Consider the following 16,780-nt stretch of genomic DNA (forward strand, 5'->3'; position numbering starts at 1 on the left):
GTTAGTTCTTATTCAGAAATTCTCTAGTGGACTGGTCTATCCATGATTCAGCGACGACGAAGAGTTCTGGATACTTGGTAGCCCAGGCACCATCTTTGATGAGTCCCTGCACGTCTTCTCGTGCAGACTCTATGAGCCCACGGTCTTTGATAATACTTAGTTCTCGTAGCGTTGAGCGACTACCAGACTGCTGTATTCCAAGGATATTGCCCTCCTTGCGTTCGGCTAGGTCCGCCTCGGCTAATTCAAACCCATCAAGGGTTGATTCAATGGTGCGTAACCTATTGACTGATTGATGATCCGCATCCAACCATGTGGTGAGTAAGCAAGTACCGGGTAAACCGCCACGGCCCACTCGACCTCGTAACTGGTGAAGCTGCGAGATGCCGAATCTTTCGGCATCCATGATTACCATCAACGTTGCGTTGTGAACGTCCACGCCAACTTCAATCACAGTGGTAGAGACCAAAACATCTATCTGCCCATCAGCAAACTCATCCATGATTTCTTGTTTATCTTGGGAATCAAGTTGCGAATGCAAGGCTTCAATACGCACACTGTCAAAAGATTGCATCGAGGAAAGCAACTCAAACATTGATTCAACGCTCATGGTCTGGTTGGCGCCGTCTTCAGCGGTGGCCACCAAAATTCCTTGTTCGGCAGCGGTCTCCGAAATTCGTGGACACACCACATAAACTTGATGCCCCTTGGTCACTTCTTCACGGATCCGTGAGAATAGCCTGTCCCGGTAACCGGTCAACTGCATCGGGACAATATGTGTTGAAATCGGGGCACGCCCTGCTGGCAGCTTTTTAATTGTCGAAGTATCTAGGTCTCCAAAAACCGTCATTGCAACGGTACGTGGAATTGGTGTGGCCGTCATGACCAACGTATGCGGTACGTTTTCTTCGCCCTTAGCACGCAACGCGTCTCGTTGCTCCACGCCGAAACGATGCTGCTCATCGATTACCACGAGGCCAAGCTCCGCGAAGCGCACATGATCGCCCAAAAGCGCATGCGTTCCAATGATCAGTCCAATTTCCCCGCTGGCAATACCCAGAAGCGCTTGACGGCGCTGCGCCGTCTTTGCCGACCCGGTGAGCAGGGCTACCCCGGTGCCTTCACCCTCACCAAATAAGCCGGGTTCGGCCAAGTCTCCCAGCATCTTCTTGATGGAGGAATGGTGCTGGGCTGCAAGAACTTCAGTGGGCGCAAGTAACGCGGCTTGTCCACCGGAATCGATGACCTGCAAAATAGCTCGCAAAGCGACAACGGTTTTACCTGAGCCGACTTCACCTTGGAGAAGGCGGTGCATCGGATGCTCATTGAGCAGATCTGCCGAGATCTCTTTGCCAACCTCTATTTGATCTTCGGTGAGTGTAAAAGGCAGTCTTGAATCAAACTTTTCGGCTAACCCGCCTTTGACCGGTTTGCGCGCAATGGCTGGCTGGTTTCCTACGGCACGGTTTCGTTCTGCCAGTGAGAGTTGCAGCATGAAGGCTTCTTCGAAGGCAAAACGCTGGCGGGCAATATAGGCATGTTTGATTTCACGCGGGTGGTGTCTGTCTAGGTAGGCCTTGGCCCTAGGCGGGTAGTGATGCTTTGCCAGGAGTTGTTCTGGCAGAAATTCGGGAAGTTGTTCCTCTGTCATTTCATCCATGAGCAGTGAGAGTAAGTCTCGAATTTTCTTATTTGGCATTTTTGCCGAGGCCGGATAGATCGGTATGGGCCGCGGATCAGCCTCGGCTACCGTGTCTAAGATGGCGTAATCGGGTTGGCTAAGCTGCAGGTGGTCCTGATACCAGCCAACTTTGCCGCTGAACATCGCAATGGTTCCGACTTGTAAGTCTTGACGCGCTTGATAGCCGTTGAAAAAGGTCATCTTCAGTTCTTGGCTATTCTGGTCAAGTTCGTCACTGACTGTCACTTCAAAGATGAAGCCACGACGTGAGTGCATTTGCCGCTGGCTCACGTTAGTCACTTGGGCTACGACGGTGACGTGCTCGTCAAAAGGTAATTCTGCAATGGGGGTCAGCTCCCCCACATCGACGTAGCGCCGAGGAAAATGCCAGAGGAATTGACCAACAGTGGTGTATCCAAAGGCCTTTTCTAGGGCACCAGCATTCTTGGCCCCGAGCACGAGCGAAAGTTCAGCTTGCTCCAAAGATACCGCTTTGGTCTCATCCATCATGAGTACACAAGTCGGTGATGCTGATGTTCACCGGCTCCCCCTGCTGACGGATAAGTTCTAATGCCATGTCCGCCTCGGCCACGTGCACGTGGACCCTCCACCGGTAAACTTCTTCGCCGGTGGGATTGACCGGGGACATGATCACCGAGTCACCCACTCGATCCAGTTGCCCGCGCAGTGTGGCTGCTCCCAGCGCATCAAGGGTAATGGTGCACATGACTTCGACGCCCTGAGCATCATTTTGGATCAAATGTACATGTGGATCTTGTACTTGGTATCCGTTGAACCCTTCATAGGATTCAAAGTCTGTTTCGGTACCACGAACCGCAGCGCAGAGCTCGTCTAAAATCACCAGCATTCCTACGGCACCGGCATCAACTACGCCAGCATTTTCAAGGCTAGGTAATTCGTTTTCGGTACCGCGTACAGCCATCCGCGAGGCCTGAGCCACTTGATGAAGCACGGTATCCAGGGCTGCGCGGCTCTCCACATCTGTTTTAATATGAGCCAAAGTTGAACCGGCAGCCAACGCTGCAGCACTGATGACCGAAAGCATGGTGCCTTCTACCGGCTCACTCAGCGCAGACCAAGAACGGACCTTTGCCCGTTCAAGGCCTTTGGAGAGCAGGCTCGCGGTCAGCCGGTCGTGGCCCCGCCATGGTTCTGCGAGGCCACTGAGGAACACCGCCAGCAGGGTTCCTGAGTTGCCGCGCGCTGACTCCATGGACGCGCGAGCGGCAACTTCTAAGAACCCACCGATGTCATCACTTTCCAGCTTGCTGACTGCGTCATGTCCGGCCCGAGCGGTGAGATATAGGTTAGTTCCTGTATCCCCATCGGCAACCGGAAATACATTGATGGCATTGAGCCTATCTGAATGATTCCCGAGACTCTTCACACTCCGTTGCAACCATTCACGAATGGCGCGCACGGAGGTATCGAGTTTTTGTGTCATGGGAAATCGGGTCTTTCAGTTTTATTTGGAAACGTCCGTGGTTGCCACGAACTCATCCATTTTGTCTTCCTGCAACGCCTTACCAAACTTATCAATAGTTTCCATGTCAGGTATGACTATCGACTGGCCGTCTGCGGAACGCCCTGGTCCCTTATTTGGCAAGGTAAAGAAGGTCATGTCGCTTGGACGCACGTTAATCATTGAGGCTGCATAGCCGGCGACTTTGGACGCATCCAATGTTTCATCCACGGCAATAAATGGCGCAATCTCGGTGACAACATTGTTAAGCTTACCCGGGTTGGTCAGGGTGTCTTTGGACATGATTTGTCCAAGCATTGCCTTGACGAAGAGCTGCTGGTTCTTCACACGTCCATAGTCACTACCTGGGAACGACTTACGCTCACGTACAAAGGCTAGTGCTTGTTCGCCATCTAGTGTCTGCACGCCGGCAGGGAAATACATGCCGTTAGTAATCGACTGGCGGAAAGCCTGAGGGTTGTTTACCGTCACTCCTCCGAGCGCGTCGGTCAAACCTTTGAAGCCTTCAAAGTCTACGGAGGCTACGTGGTTGATACGAACTCCGAAGAGTCCTTCCAAGGTTTCTACGGCCTTAGGAACGCCACCGCTAGCGAATGCGCGATTGATCTTCGCAGTTCCAACACCCGGAATATCCAACCAGGTATCACGCATCACCGAGGTGACGTACATGCCCTTACGGTCAGCTGGGATATGTACCAGCATCATGGTGTCCGAGCGGCCACCGTTTGGAAGGGTTCCGAACTCCTCACTTGATTCGTCTGTTTCGCGAGTGGCGCGGGTATCACTACCAAGAAGCAGGATGTTCACTGCATCTTTAGATTCTTCTTTAACCTCTGGGCGATTTTCTTCGGCAGGGAATGCCTCGGCAATCTTGTCACTCTTCGAGTCGAAGGTGCGACCAAGATTCCAAACGTACCCGCCGGCCACGAGGCCGGCAATCACTACTAGCGCCAGAATGCCAATGAGGATTCCACGACCAGTGCGTTTTTTCTTCGCACGTGGACGTACGGGCTGTTCTTCGAAGGACATATGCTACCTTTCACAGTTTCATCTTTTTACATCTTATCTTTCAGAAACGAACGGTACGCTGTTAAAGTGTCCGTTTTCAGTAATAAGAGTCAAGAGTCATCAAAACTTAATCTAAAGATTAGGCGTACGGCTACTTTAGCCGTAGCCGCCATGGTGATCACACCCACACTTGCAGCTTGCGCTTCCTTAGCAGCCGTAGAGCCAGCAAGTGATGCCGGAAATCCAGTCTGCGCCGAGATGATGGTGATTCTCCCGCAGTTCATTGGTGATGCTGAGCGCCGTAGTACTAACTCTCAGGCTACCGCCGCGTGGGGTGACCCATCTCAGGTTGTCCTACGGTGTGGGGTTCAAGTCCCCGGCCCAACGACAGATCCCTGTGTCTCAGTGAACGAGGTAGATTGGATTGCTCACGAAGGTGAGGATGGTGTGTGGACGTTAACCACCTACGGCCGTACCCCGGCTACCGAAGTCGTTTTAGACCCGCAGGTAATTCCGTCTAGTACTGTGCTCGCTTCGCTATCTCAGGCCGCCTCACGCATTCCCGCGGAAGGTGCTTGCGTCAGCGTCGAGAAGAACGTAGACCTCTAAGCCAGCCTGGCCAACGCCAAAGCCGTTCAAACATGAGGACCGTCATAGATCAGAGATCTTTGACGGTCCTCATCAGTTAAATTTCTTTAGCGTAAACCAATTTTTCGTTCGCATGCTAATGCGATGAGCTCATTGATTAGTTCGCTGTAGCCGATACCCGTCTTGGCCCACATTTGTGGATACATACTCGAGGGCGTGAAGCCCGGCATGGTGTTGATCTCATTGATAATCCACTCGCCATCTGCGGTGTAGAAGAAATCAACCCGAGATAGCCCTTCAGCATCAATGGCGTCGAATGCTTTCACTGCCAACTCGCGAATGGCCGAGGTCGCCTCATCGCTGAGGACAGCCGGGCAGCTGAGCTTTGCCGCTGCACCATCAACGTATTTTGCCTCAAAATCGTAGAAGGTATGGTCGTTTCCGGCTACTGCAATCTCGCCGGGCATAGACGCCCGGGACTCTAGCGAGCCATGGCCTTCCAGGACACCACATTCGATTTCTCGCCCGCTGATCCCCTGTTCCACGATGACCTTTGGGTCTTCTTCGCGTGCTAGCTCAATGGCTGCCTGCAGCTGCGTGGGTTCATCAACCTTGGTGATACCAACTGAGGAACCTGCACGAGCGGGTTTAACGAACAACGGGTACTGCAAAGACTTGCATCGATCCAACGCGACAGCACTGTCACGCAGCCACTGTTTATTAGTGATGACCTGGTACGGGCCCACGTTAAATCCGGCATTTTCGAAGACGACCTTCATGAAATGCTTGTCCATACCCATGGCGCTAGCTGCGATGCCCGAACCGACATAGGAAACGCCAGACATTTCCAGCATTCCCTGAATCGAGCCATCTTCACCAAAAGGACCGTGCAGCAATGGGAAGACCACATCAATGGGACCTAGATCAGTGATTTCCGAGCCAGAATACTGCAAGAGGCAAGTTCGCTGACCATCATTGGACAGGTGCACGGGCTTATCAGCCACCGATATTTCTGGACGAGCACCCGAACTCAAAGTCCAATCTGAAGAGTCCTGATCAACCAGGGTCCAAGCCCCAGCGCGAGTAATTCCCACGGGAATGACTTCAAAGCGATTTTTGTCGATTTCCTGCATCACACCGGCGGCGGTCACACAGGAAACAGAATGTTCTGAGGAACGACCGCCAAAGAGCAGGAGGACTCGTGGTTTTGGCTCGCTCATTTTTGCAGCTCTCCTTCAGATTTCAGTTCTCGCGACAACAGGCGCTCCGCCATATTCTCAACGCTCAATTTGCCTTCCAGGACCATAACCACCGACTCGGTAATTGGCATGTCCACCTGATGGCTTACCGACAGGTCTAATACGGCGCGCGCCGATTTGATACCTTCGGCGGTTTGGGACATACGATCGTTTACTTCTTCAAGGAAAAGTCCCTGTCCAAGCAAGCGTCCGGCAGTATTATTTCGTGACAGCGACGAGGAACAGGTAGCAACCAGGTCGCCGAGCCCCGAAAGGCCGGACAAGGTCTCCAATCGGCCACCAAGAGCAAGTACCAAACGCGTGGTTTCCGCCAATCCACGAGTGATGACGGTGGATTTGGTGTTATCGCCCATTCCCATGCCATCACACATTCCGACGGCCAAAGCGATAATGTTTTTGACGATTCCGCCAAGTTCAACACCCAGTACATCGTCATTGGTATACGGACGGAAGTACGGTGCGGAGCACAACTGCGCAATCCAATGCGCAGTCTGCGCGTCGGAGCAGGCCACCACCGAGGCCGTTGGTTGCTCACGGGCAATTTCCATGGCCAAGTTTGGTCCGGAGAGGACCGCGATGCGATCAGCTGGAATACCAGTGACCTCGGCCATTACTTCGCTCATCCGAAGATCGGTGCCGCGCTCAAGGCCCTTCATCAATGACAACAAAACAACATCTTGTTCAAAGTACTGAACAAATTTGGCCAGTTCTTCACTTAAGGACTGGGCGGGGATAGCCAAGACCACAAGGTCCGCGCCAGTTAATACTTCAGCAATCTGAGCCGAGGCGGAAATGTTGGCAGGAAGTTTCGTATCGCGCAAATAGCGCGAGTTGGTGTGACGCTCGTTGATCTCACGAGCAGCTTCTTCACGACGGGCCCAGATCTGTACCGGAATGTCCTGGTCAGAAACTGCGTCCGCCAGAACCTTCGCAAAGGTGGTTCCCCAGCTTCCGGCCCCCATGACGGCGATCTTACGTGGTAGCGGCTTACTCAAGGCTTTTCCTTCGCTAGGTGATCAGACTTAGTCGTTTGGTTGTTTCGGGGAATCAAAATCTCGACCCGTAGTTGCTTGTCCATGCTCACTCGGGTTCCACGGTGTCTGTGGTGCAGTCTCTTGGCGCAGTTCAGCTTCTAGCTCGGTAATGGAGGCCATGATTCGTGCCGTGGCTTCTTGCAGTACCGTGCGGGTACGTGGCCCGACACGTAAATCATCGAGTTGTACTTGTTCCCCCACAGACAAGGTCACGTGTTTACGAGGGAATGGATACATTTTCTTGGAATACCTGGGAAATAATTCTTGATCTCCCCAGTGAGCCATTGGCACCACCGGTGCCCCTGTTTGCAAAGCTAGACGTGCGGCACCGGTACGGCCAACCATTGGCCAAAGATTAGGATCACGAGTCAGCGTGCCTTCAGGGTAAATAACAATCACACCCCCTGCTTCAAGGACCTTTTTCGCAGCTTCCAGAGATTCAGCGGCACTTGAAGTTTTACGAGAAACCGGAATTTGTCCGGTTGCACGTAATGCTGATCCAAGAACTGGAACTTTAAATAAGGAGTCCTTGGTCAGCCAACGTGGCAAACGTCCACTACTATATACCGCGTGGCCAACGACCAAAGGATCAATTTCGGTCAGGTGGTTAGGGCAAAGAATAAACCCGCCGGCAGGAAGCCTGTCAAAGTTTTGCCAGGTCCTGCCTATCAAGGCATTCATAACCGGACGAACTATACCGGCCAGAATTGCAAAGACGGTTTTACTTTTGACGGTTTCCCGATGCACTGAGTTATCTGTCACGAACTAACGCTCCCCTAGTTGCTCAATTCAACGTTTGCACCTAGTGCGGTGAGCTTTTCCATGAAGTGCTCGTAGCCTCGGTTGATAATCTCAATACCGGTAACCTTGCTGGTGCCTTCGGCGGCCAGTGCGGCAATCATATGTGAGAATCCGCCACGCAAATCAGGAACGTCAATGTTTGCGCCCTTCAACTTTGCTGGGCCAAGAACTACCGCTGAGTGCTTAAAGTTACGCTGACCGAAGCGGCAAGGAGTGGAACCCAGGCAGTCGGTATGCACCTGGACGGTAGCTCCCATACGCACCAAAGCGTCGGTGAAGCCGAAGCGGTTTTCATAAACGGTTTCATGGATAACAGACACGCCGCTAGCCTGCGTCAATGCGACCACAAGAGGTTGCTGCCAGTCGGTCATGAAGCCTGGGTGCACATCGGTTTCAAGGATCAGCGGGTTCAGCTCTCCACCCGGGTGGTAGAAGCGAATACCGTTCTGCTTCACTTCGAACTCTCCACCAATCTGACGGTAGACGTGAAGGAAGGCGGTGAGGTCACGCTGCTGTGCTTCTTCAACGAAGATATCGCCCTTGGTAACCAGTGCCGCAGAGGCCCAGGAGGCAGCTTCGTTTCGATCCGGCAAGGCGTAGTGGTCATAACCTCGGAGTTCATCAACACCTTGGATACGGATGACTCGGTCACGGTGCACCGAGATAATGGCACCCATTTTCTGCAGCAAAGAAATCAGATCCAGGATTTCCGGCTCAATCGCCGCGTTGCTCACCTCGGTGACTCCCTTTGCGCGCACTGCGGAAAGTAGAACCTGCTCGGTAGTGCCAACACTTGGGTACTGAAGTGCTAGTTTCGCTCCGGTTAGTCCCAATGGAGCGGAGATACGGATGCCAGCGGCTTCTTTATCTACTATAGCGCCAAATTCGCGTAAGACTTCCAAATGGAAGTCGATAGGACGGTCACCAATACGGCAGCCACCTAGGTCTGGGATGAAAGCTTCCCCGAGAGAGTGGATCAGTGGTCCACAGAAGAGAATGGGGATACGTGAGTCGCCTGCGTGAGCATCAATGGCCTGATTTGAGGCGCTCTTCGCGGCGGATGGATCCATGGTGAGGTCACCGGTCTCGGGGTCTTGAGAAACCTTAACCCCGTGGATCTCTAAAAGGCTACGCACGACTGCGACGTCTTTGATCTCCGGTACGTTGCGTAGTACCGAAGGAGAGTTTCCGAGCAGTGCCGCAACCATAGCCTTTGGAACCAGGTTCTTAGCGCCGCCTACTCGAACGGTTCCCTTCAAAGGGACACCGCCATGGACCGTTAGAATCTTACCCATGTATGAATAAACCTCATCGCGTAGTCGTTTTCTCCTGCCCGGGCCGGTAGGCCAATAAAACAGGCAGGACTAAGCAAGCATACCGTCATTGCCGGGGCACTTCGGAGCAGTTCTGCCCGTGGCGCACACATTGTGAGGATGCTTTCAGGGAAGACCTGCAGATGGTGAGGCAGTTGTTTGTCATAAAGAAGGAAGGCCCCGTTCGAATACACCTACTGGTGAGTACGAACGGGGCCTGCCTATCAACTTAGTCAGCAGTTCTGGCCGGCAAAGTCTGAGGCTTAAATGCTGGGCGCGTAGCTTCAAAGGACGTAATGTCAGCTTCTTGCTTCAGCGTCAACCCAATATCATCTAGGCCTTCCATCAGACGCCATCGGGTGTAGTCATCAATCTGGAACGGGGCAACGATTGATCCGCACTGCACGGTACGTGCATCCAGGTTGACCGTGACTTCAGTGCCTGGATTATTTTCGAGTTCTTTCCAGATCAGTTCAATGTCGCTCTGTGCAACCTCTGCAGCAACTAATCCCTGCTTACCAGAGTTTCCGCGGAAGATATCGGCAAAGCGGGCCGAGATAACAGCTTTGAACCCATAATCTTTCAGGGCCCAGACCGCGTGCTCACGCGAAGATCCCGTACCAAAATCCGGACCTGCAACCAAGACCGAACCCTTATTATATGGCTCAGTATTCAAGATGAAGTTCTCGTCTCGGCGCCAGCCAGCGAACAGCGCATCTTCAAAGCCTGTGCGTGTAATCCGCTTCAAGTAGACCGCAGGAATGATCTGGTCAGTATCGATGTTGCTCTGACGCAGCGGGACACCAATTCCAGTGTGGGTAACAACTTTTTCCATGATGGTGTTCCTTCCTAGGCCGAAACCGGAGTGTTGGCGATATCCGAAGGTGATGCGAGAGTGCCACGAATAGCCGTAGCCGCAGCTACCAGTGGCGAGACCAGGTGGGTACGCCCGCCCTTACCCTGACGGCCTTCAAAGTTTCGGTTAGAGGTAGAAGCGCAACGCTCCCCTTCCGCAAGTTGGTCTGGGTTCATTCCCAGACACATGGAACAACCAGCAAAGCGCCACTCGGCACCGAAGTCCTTGAAAATCCTATCCAGTCCCTCGGCTTCCGCTTCGAGGCGAACTCGGGCGGAGCCTGGCACCACAATCATGCGGATCTGCGGGTCCTTTTCACGGCCCTTCACGATTTCGGCCGCCGCGCGTAGGTCTTCCATCCGTGAGTTGGTGCAAGAACCTAAGAACACGGTGTCCACACGGATTTCCTTCATAGGGGTTCCGCCGGTCAGGCCCATATATGTCAACGCACGTTCGCAGGCCTTGCGATCATTTTCGTCTTCAAAATCTTCGGGGACCGGTACGTTGGATGACAGTGAGACACCCTGACCAGGGTTGGTTCCCCAGGTGACGAATGGTTCAAGTTCGTCAGCATTCAGGAACACTTCGTTATCGAAGCGTGCGCCTTCGTCACTTTGCAAGGTCTTCCAGTAGTCAACGGCAGCGTCCCAGTCATCACCTTCAGGTGCGTGGGGGCGGCCCTTGACGTATTCAAAGGTCGTTTCATCCGGTGCAATCATGCCGGCGCGAGCGCCGGCTTCAATGGACATGTTGCAGATAGTCATGCGCGCATCCATAGACAATGCGCGAATTGCGGATCCGCGGTATTCCAGAACATAGCCTTGTCCACCGCCGGTGCCAATCTTTGCAATAACTGCCAAGATAATATCTTTTGCGGTCACACCTGACTTCAGTGTTCCTTCAACGTTGATTGACATCGTCTTGAAAGGCTTCAGACTCAAAGACTGAGTGGCCATGACATGTTCAACCTCAGAAGTTCCGATACCAAAAGCCAGAGCACCGAAGGCGCCGTGGGTTGAAGTATGGGAGTCACCGCAGACAACGGTCATACCTGGCTGGGTCAGACCCAGCTGGGGGCCGACTACGTGAACAATTCCTTGTTCCTTGTCCCCCAGTGAGTGCAGGCGGACGCCAAATTCCTTGCAATTATCTCGTAAGGTGAAGATCTGTGTCCGGCTCGTCAAATCTGCAATGGGCTTGTCAATATCAAGCGTCGGGGTGTTGTGATCCTCGGTCGCGATAGTGAGATCTGGGCGGCGAAGTTTGCGCCCTGCCAGACGCAAGCCCTCGAAGGCTTGCGGTGAGGTGACCTCGTGTAGCAGGTGAAGGTCAATGTAGATCAAATCGGGTTGGCGAGCTTCGCCTTCCCCTTCTCCATGGCGCACTACGTGCGCATTCCAGACCTTTTCTGCCAGGGTCTGGGGCGACTGCATGGTGGACATGCGACACACTCCTCAAGCTACGAACTATCAACACCTTTACTTTGACACTTCTTAGAACACCATTTCCAGTATCTGGACTTGAATCTCAAATACTGAGACGCAATAATGGTTTTATGACTACAGGTAGCGGTGTTGGTGTCCTCGATAAGGCAGCAGCCATTCTTAACGCATTAGAAAATGGCCCGACCACCCTTTCACAGCTGGTCGAGGTCACCCAGATCTCCCGCCCCACGGTGCACCGCATCGCTCAGTCACTGGTTCATCATGGGTTGGTGGGGCGAGATCTACATGGCCGCTTTGAGCTTGGAGGGCGCCTGGTAGAACTAGCCAGCGCTGCGGGAGAAGACAGGCTAGTGAGTACCGCAGGGCCGGTACTCATGAAATTGCGGGATCTCACCGGCGAAAGTACTCAGGTATTCCGCAAACAAGGTGATTTCCGTGTGTGTATCGCCAGTGCCGAACGACCTGTTGGATTGCGCGACACTATTCCGGTGGGTACCCAACTATCCATGAAGGCCGGCTCCGCGGCCCAAGTTCTCTTAGCTTGGGAAGACAATGAACGCATGATTGATGGCCTACATCACGCGCGCTTTACCCCGACCATTTTGGCCGGGGTTCGGCGCCGCGGATGGGCTCAGTCACTGGGCGAACGTGAACCCGGAGTTGCCTCGGTCTCTGCCCCAATTCGGGGGCAGTCCGGACGGGTGATTGCAGCGCTGTCCATGTCTGGACCCATTGAGCGTTTGACTCGCCAACCAGGAAAGATTCATCACGAGTCGGTAGTGAACGCTGGACGGGAATTGTCAGACTTGTTACGTATTCAGTCCGAGGGCTAAAATCCAGTAAAGCTCTAACCGAAGTGATCAAAACCGTTTCGGTAATCCAGCTGTTGTCCATCGAGACGAATTGTTGAACGTCGGCCGGTGGTGCGTAGGACCTTTCCAACAACAGTAAATTCCTCAGGAATTTCGGCCTCGGCGGGGAATGTTGCGAGCAGACCAAAGTCTTCTCCGCCGCGCAACACCCACTCCATGGGGTCTGTTTTCAAGAGCGTTGTGGCAGGTTCCAAACGCTGAGCGAAAACCTCAAGTGCCTGCCGGTCTAAGTCGAGACTGACGCAGCTGGCCTTTGCCAGTCTTCCAGCATCTCGGAGCAATCCGTCTGAAATGTCCATCATTGCGCTTGCCCCTGCTTGTGCCGCACGCGGACCAGATTCCAAAGGTGGTACCGGCTTGCACTGTGCCTCAACTAAACGAAGTACCGCGCGGTTCCAACTAGTTGAATCGTGGAGCGCATCCAGAAGGGCCAATCCCGCACCAGCGGAGCCTAGCCTGCCTGCAACTGCCAGCAGATCCCCCGGCTTCGCTCCAGTACGCAGGACTTTACCGTGCTCACATTCGCCCAGAACGGTAGTGGTCACAGAAATTTCGGAAGATTTGCTTAAATCTCCGCCTAAGATCGCCAAGCGATCAGCGCCAAGCGACGTAATCGCTCCTGCGATTCCCCGGGCAAATTCTTTTGCCCATGACAAAGTGACGTCTGTAGGCATGGACAGCGACACGACTGCTCCGGTGGGCACACCGCCCATGGCGTTAATGTCTGAAACATTTTGCGCAATGGACTTCCAGCCAATGTCATAAGCTTTATGTTCGTGACCACTGGGCCAAACTAAACGGAAATCTTGGTCTTGGACAATAGTGTCTACCGAGACGACTACTTCGCCCCCGGCCACGCGAAGCGCTCCAGCATCATCCCCTGGGCCGAGCCCGGCGTCCTTGGCATCTAACAGTGGAAGAATCTCGTTAAGAATCCCCTGTTCGCCAATGTCGCCTACGGTCAAGTTTTTCTCTGTCTGTTGATTAGTCAAAGGCTGCTATTCGACTTTCTTCGCCGCACTGGTAATCAGCGACGCATAACTGTTGTATTGCTCTAAATGGTGTGATGTTGGATCTACGATAAATCGCCGAACCACTGAACCCACTGAATTTTGAAGATTTTTTAGTGCTTTCCTTCGCTTCAGTCTAGCGACCATTTTATTTATAAATGACCCGAAGATTCCTAATACTATGCCCAGCAGTACGCCCACGAAGACCATCAAGGTTGGAATCGCGAATCCTTCCACGCGCGGAGTCTCTGGAAGATTAAATTGGAAGTAAGCAGCTAAGGCGATTCCTCCCAGCCATAACGCACCGACGAGCGCCACCACGACTCCAAGCCACTGAACAAATTTTGTCGCCGGCCACCACCAAGACTTCTTTTCGACTCCGAGGGGGCAACTAGCTATGGCAATATCAATTTCGTTTGCTAGTTCTGTTTTCTGCTCGTGGATGCCGTTCTTGAGTGACTGGGACCAACGTGGCGACAGATCTTCTGTTGCAGTGTTCAGATACTTCACGGCTGCTTGGTCAACAGCAGCGTTCTCTGCAACTGATAGTTCTGGACGTGACGTGAGCGAAATTTCAGGATTTTCAATTCCGCGGCCAAGATTCATTCGTTTAAGTGGGTCATTACGCAACCTGGTCAGCCAGCTAGTCAACGGCCACCCGGTGTTAGTCGAAGCACGCAACTTGTACGAGGTCTGGACCGCATCAGCGATTCGGTGGGTACCATGCGCTTTGGCAATGCTGCGCTCTAGCTCACTCTGTTCCATAATCCCGGGAGGACGAACCTTGGGCACAGCTAGTTCACCGTCCAGCACGCGCAACAATCCATCCACGTCTGCGCGCAAGCGTCTGGTTGCCTGAACCTTGTTTTTCAGCGCTACCGCAAATTTATCCCGAACGGCATCTAGGCCTTCGCCCGAACGTGCCGAGGCCAAAAGAATGGGCACTTGGCCGATTCCTTCATCTTCAAGCAATGTTTTTAATGACGCTTTGACCGGTTCACGGTCACGTTCCGCGATGGTATCAACTTGGTTAAGCACCACCAAAAGATTTCCGCGTTGGCCAGTCAGTTCACTGAGGTAGCCATGGTGAATCGAAGCATCGGCATACTTCTGTGGGTCAAGGACCCAGACAAGGTAATCAACTTGTCCTGCCAGCCGTGAGGCAATGAGGTGATGCTCAGTTGAGGTTGAGTCCATATCTGGAAGATCAAGCAGAATAAGTCCTCCACCTAGATCTTGAGACTTTTTGGAGTCTTTACCCAAGACCTGAGAACTCAATATATGGCGCTCACTGACTTCTAGCCAGTCAAGTAGTGCGTCAGCGCCCACAGGCTGCCAGATGGCGGCCACGGTTTTGGTGGTGGTTGGTCTAATGACGCCGGTTTGTGCTATCTCGGAACCGATGAGCGCATTAAACAGTGAGGATTTGCCACTGCCAGTGGCGCCAAAGAGTCCTACCACCACATGATCAGCCGAGAGTTGCCGGCGTGCTTCAGCACGTTCAATGATCACCGCGGCTTGGTCAACAACCTCGGGTTCAAGATACGGTTCAGCAATTTGCATTGCTGAGACTACCGCATCAATTTGTTCGCTAAGTCCCGTATGTGCACGAGTCACTTTGCGCTCGCTCATGCTTTATACCCTCCACCACGTAAAGGCTTCACTTGATTAAGTAGTTCTTGAACAATCTCTGGCTGAAGATGAGCATCAATTTCATTGAGGTACATGGAGAGATTCTCATCAATGAGTTCTTGGGTTCGAGATTCGAGCATGGTGCGGGCGCGTGTAGCCATGCGCCTCACCGCGTCTTCACCAAATATTGCTTCCAACAATTTTTGTCCCACCACTGCAGAGCCTCCAGCGATTCCTACTTCCAATCCTGTGACTCCGGCCGTGGAAGCAAAGACCACCACCATGAGCGCCACCGCCACACCGTTAACACCGAAAGCAGCGATTCTGGCTGTTTTACGTTTCCCCGCACCTTCACTGCGAATCATTTCCAGCACATCTTTTTGCCAGGCACGGATCGTGTCGGCCGCCCTAGTTTCCAGTTCTTTGGGCGGACGGAGGGCAGGCAAAGAAGAGAGAAGTTGGATTCCAATAGGCGTGTTGCGCCAGCTTCGGTCCACGTCATGGAATGCATTGGTGATCTCAACAACCAAAACCGCATGAATTCCTGACTCGATGGCATCTTCAACCCGATGAGTTGCCGGTGGCTTGCCACTAAAGAATGAACCAACTCGGTCACGGATGCGCCCCACTACGCCTTCAATGCCCCGCAGTAATTCTCCGGCCCCGACAAAGTCTTGCCACCGCGCTAAAATCTCACCGCGCAATAGCGATCCGTCTTTCAACGCTTCGGTGGTCTTTCCTAAGGTAAATTCAAAGCGTTCGGTGGCAATCTTGGCTAGGGATTGAAGTTGAAGATCTTGGTCTTCCGCCTGCTCGCCAAGGGAACGCACATCGTCTTGCAAACGCTTAATGGCGCCTTCAAGAGTCTGTTCGGCAATGCGTTGACGCTCGGCCGCGTTGGCAGCTAAAGAATTCAGCCATGCTGAAATCGGTTCGAGTCGCTCCCCCGGAATCATTTGTTGTTCATCAAGCGGAACCTCGTTGATGACGTGCAGTAATTTAGGATCCAAGTTTTTTGCTGCGAGCAGTCTTTGCAGATCCGGAACAATGTCTGTCTCAGCTCCGGCGGGGACGCGGTTAAGTATCACGCAGACAGTAATTTCCCGCCCGCCCGCTTCGGTGAGCACTTCCCAAGGGATCGCGTCGGCGTACCTATTGGCAGTAGTGACAAAAATCCAGAGGTCTGCAGCGTTCAGTAGCTGTCCGGCCAGAGCCCGGTTGTCATCTGATACAGAGTCAATGTCGGGTGCGTCAAGAATGGCGAGTCCCCGGGGCACATTGTTGTGCGGTACCACCAGTAAAGCGTCATGACGTTCCATACCGTGCCCCTCACTGTAACCGGCACCTTTGAGACGGGTCAGTTCAGGAAGGATCCGTTCATTGGCAAACCACGGCTCGTCTGCGGGGTTTACCGCGAGTACCGGAGTGCGTGTGGTGGGCCGTACCGCTCCGGAGCGGCTAATACGATCACCGAGAAGTGAATTGACTAACGTTGATTTTCCGGCACCGGTAGAACCGCCGACCACTGCAAGAAGAGGTGCATTTAAATTTTTGATGCGTGGTTCGAGATAGTCATTAATCTGGTGCAAGGCTTTAATGCGCAGTGATTCACCATTCGCATCATGAGCGAGAATGAACTGCAGATTATTCAGTGAGCCTTCAAGCCTGGCTACTCGCTCCAGCAGTTCAATGGCGTGCGTATCCGGCTCGGCGTTGTCCGGGTTTGTCGATTCCGGCGGTAATGACGTGGACTCCATGAGTCCTATCATGCCTTATG

General features: G+C 53.1%; 14 protein-coding genes. 2 read left to right on the forward strand and 12 right to left on the reverse strand.

Annotated features, from left to right (window positions below; all coding sequences use genetic code 11):
* Position 1: 1 nt before the first annotated feature.
* From recG to CQ011_RS03460, 3 genes are read right to left on the reverse strand one after another with little or no spacing between them, the layout of a single operon-like run.
* Positions 2–2,188 (reverse strand): ATP-dependent DNA helicase RecG, encoded by a 2,187-nt coding sequence (recG, locus tag CQ011_RS03450; RefSeq protein WP_105674630.1) that lies wholly within the window; start codon positions 2,186–2,188, stop codon positions 2–4.
* A complete protein-coding gene (locus CQ011_RS03455; protein ID WP_181147972.1) occupies positions 2,181–3,146 on the reverse strand; it encodes a DAK2 domain-containing protein in 966 nt (321 codons plus the stop codon). The genes recG and CQ011_RS03455 overlap by 8 nt, the downstream gene beginning before the upstream one ends.
* Positions 3,147–3,167: 21 nt before the next feature.
* Positions 3,168–4,214, reverse strand: a complete 1,047-nt coding sequence (locus CQ011_RS03460) for an LCP family protein (protein ID WP_105674632.1) — start codon at positions 4,212–4,214, stop codon at positions 3,168–3,170.
* Between the two features lie 66 nt (positions 4,215–4,280).
* Between CQ011_RS03460 and CQ011_RS03465 the strand changes: the two genes are divergently transcribed.
* Complete coding sequence (locus CQ011_RS03465; protein WP_502692872.1) at positions 4,281–4,802, forward strand: DUF3515 domain-containing protein; 522 nt, start codon at positions 4,281–4,283, stop codon at positions 4,800–4,802.
* 86 nt (positions 4,803–4,888) lie between these two features.
* Here the strand turns inward: CQ011_RS03465 and CQ011_RS03470 are convergent, their stop codons facing one another.
* The 6 genes from CQ011_RS03470 to leuC form a co-directional block, all read right to left on the reverse strand.
* Complete coding sequence (locus CQ011_RS03470; RefSeq protein ID WP_105674636.1) at positions 4,889–6,001, reverse strand: D-alanine--D-alanine ligase family protein; 1,113 nt, start codon at positions 5,999–6,001, stop codon at positions 4,889–4,891.
* Positions 5,998–7,035: an NAD(P)H-dependent glycerol-3-phosphate dehydrogenase gene (locus CQ011_RS03475; protein ID WP_286161071.1), complete on the reverse strand. Its 1,038-nt coding sequence runs from the start codon at positions 7,033–7,035 to the stop codon at positions 5,998–6,000. The genes CQ011_RS03470 and CQ011_RS03475 overlap by 4 nt, the downstream gene beginning before the upstream one ends.
* Before the next feature lie 27 nt (positions 7,036–7,062).
* The gene (locus tag CQ011_RS03480) at positions 7,063–7,755 is read right to left on the reverse strand and encodes a lysophospholipid acyltransferase family protein (protein WP_105675035.1); all 693 of its coding nucleotides are present in this window, start codon (positions 7,753–7,755) and stop codon (positions 7,063–7,065) included.
* Positions 7,756–7,850: 95 nt separating this feature from the next.
* Positions 7,851–9,170: a UDP-N-acetylglucosamine 1-carboxyvinyltransferase gene (murA, locus tag CQ011_RS03485; RefSeq protein ID WP_105674638.1), complete on the reverse strand. Its 1,320-nt coding sequence runs from the start codon at positions 9,168–9,170 to the stop codon at positions 7,851–7,853.
* A gap of 247 nt (positions 9,171–9,417) precedes the next feature.
* Positions 9,418–10,023: a 3-isopropylmalate dehydratase small subunit gene (gene leuD, locus CQ011_RS03490; RefSeq protein ID WP_105674640.1), complete on the reverse strand. Its 606-nt coding sequence runs from the start codon at positions 10,021–10,023 to the stop codon at positions 9,418–9,420.
* A 14-nt stretch (positions 10,024–10,037) separates the two neighbouring features.
* Positions 10,038–11,477 (reverse strand): 3-isopropylmalate dehydratase large subunit, encoded by a 1,440-nt coding sequence (gene leuC, locus CQ011_RS03495; RefSeq protein WP_105675037.1) that lies wholly within the window; start codon positions 11,475–11,477, stop codon positions 10,038–10,040.
* Positions 11,478–11,599: 122 nt separating this feature from the next.
* Between leuC and CQ011_RS03500 the strand changes: the two genes are divergently transcribed.
* The gene (locus CQ011_RS03500) at positions 11,600–12,322 is read left to right on the forward strand and encodes an IclR family transcriptional regulator (protein WP_105674642.1); all 723 of its coding nucleotides are present in this window, start codon (positions 11,600–11,602) and stop codon (positions 12,320–12,322) included.
* A 14-nt stretch (positions 12,323–12,336) separates the two neighbouring features.
* Here CQ011_RS03500 and thiL read toward each other — a convergent pair whose 3' ends face one another.
* The 3 genes from thiL to CQ011_RS03515 are packed head-to-tail and all read right to left on the reverse strand — an operon-like array spanning position 12,337 to position 16,760.
* Positions 12,337–13,353 (reverse strand): thiamine-phosphate kinase, encoded by a 1,017-nt coding sequence (gene thiL / locus CQ011_RS03505; protein WP_105674644.1) that lies wholly within the window; start codon positions 13,351–13,353, stop codon positions 12,337–12,339.
* A 6-nt stretch (positions 13,354–13,359) separates the two neighbouring features.
* On the reverse strand, positions 13,360–15,003 hold the full coding sequence (locus CQ011_RS03510; protein ID WP_105674646.1) for a GTPase: 1,644 nt from the start codon (positions 15,001–15,003) through the stop codon (positions 13,360–13,362).
* Positions 15,000–16,760: a dynamin family protein gene (locus tag CQ011_RS03515; protein ID WP_105674648.1), complete on the reverse strand. Its 1,761-nt coding sequence runs from the start codon at positions 16,758–16,760 to the stop codon at positions 15,000–15,002. Before CQ011_RS03515 ends, CQ011_RS03510 begins: the two co-directional genes overlap by 4 nt.
* Between the last annotated feature and the right edge of the window lie 20 nt (positions 16,761–16,780).

It is taken from the genome of Arthrobacter sp. MYb213 (assembly GCF_002979915.1).
Taxonomy (GTDB): domain Bacteria; phylum Actinomycetota; class Actinomycetes; order Actinomycetales; family Micrococcaceae; genus Glutamicibacter.

Excerpts from the sequence above, each read along its gene's own strand:
- recG (WP_105674630.1), bottom strand. The coding sequence starts at position 2,188 with ATGGATGAGACCAAAGCGGTATCTTTGGAGCAAGCTGAACTTTCGCTC.
- CQ011_RS03455 (WP_181147972.1), bottom strand. The coding sequence starts at position 3,146 with ATGACACAAAAACTCGATACCTCCGTGCGCGCCATTCGTGAATGGTTG.
- CQ011_RS03460 (WP_105674632.1), bottom strand. The coding sequence starts at position 4,214 with ATGTCCTTCGAAGAACAGCCCGTACGTCCACGTGCGAAGAAAAAACGC.
- CQ011_RS03470 (WP_105674636.1), bottom strand. The coding sequence starts at position 6,001 with ATGAGCGAGCCAAAACCACGAGTCCTCCTGCTCTTTGGCGGTCGTTCC.
- CQ011_RS03480 (WP_105675035.1), bottom strand. The coding sequence starts at position 7,755 with ATGAATGCCTTGATAGGCAGGACCTGGCAAAACTTTGACAGGCTTCCT.
- murA (WP_105674638.1), bottom strand. The coding sequence starts at position 9,170 with ATGGGTAAGATTCTAACGGTCCATGGCGGTGTCCCTTTGAAGGGAACC.
- leuD (WP_105674640.1), bottom strand. The coding sequence starts at position 10,023 with ATGGAAAAAGTTGTTACCCACACTGGAATTGGTGTCCCGCTGCGTCAG.
- leuC (WP_105675037.1), bottom strand. The coding sequence starts at position 11,477 with ATGCAGTCGCCCCAGACCCTGGCAGAAAAGGTCTGGAATGCGCACGTA.
- CQ011_RS03500 (WP_105674642.1), top strand. The coding sequence starts at position 11,600 with ATGACTACAGGTAGCGGTGTTGGTGTCCTCGATAAGGCAGCAGCCATT.
- CQ011_RS03510 (WP_105674646.1), bottom strand. The coding sequence starts at position 15,003 with ATGAGCGAGCGCAAAGTGACTCGTGCACATACGGGACTTAGCGAACAA.
- CQ011_RS03515 (WP_105674648.1), bottom strand. The coding sequence starts at position 16,760 with ATGGAGTCCACGTCATTACCGCCGGAATCGACAAACCCGGACAACGCC.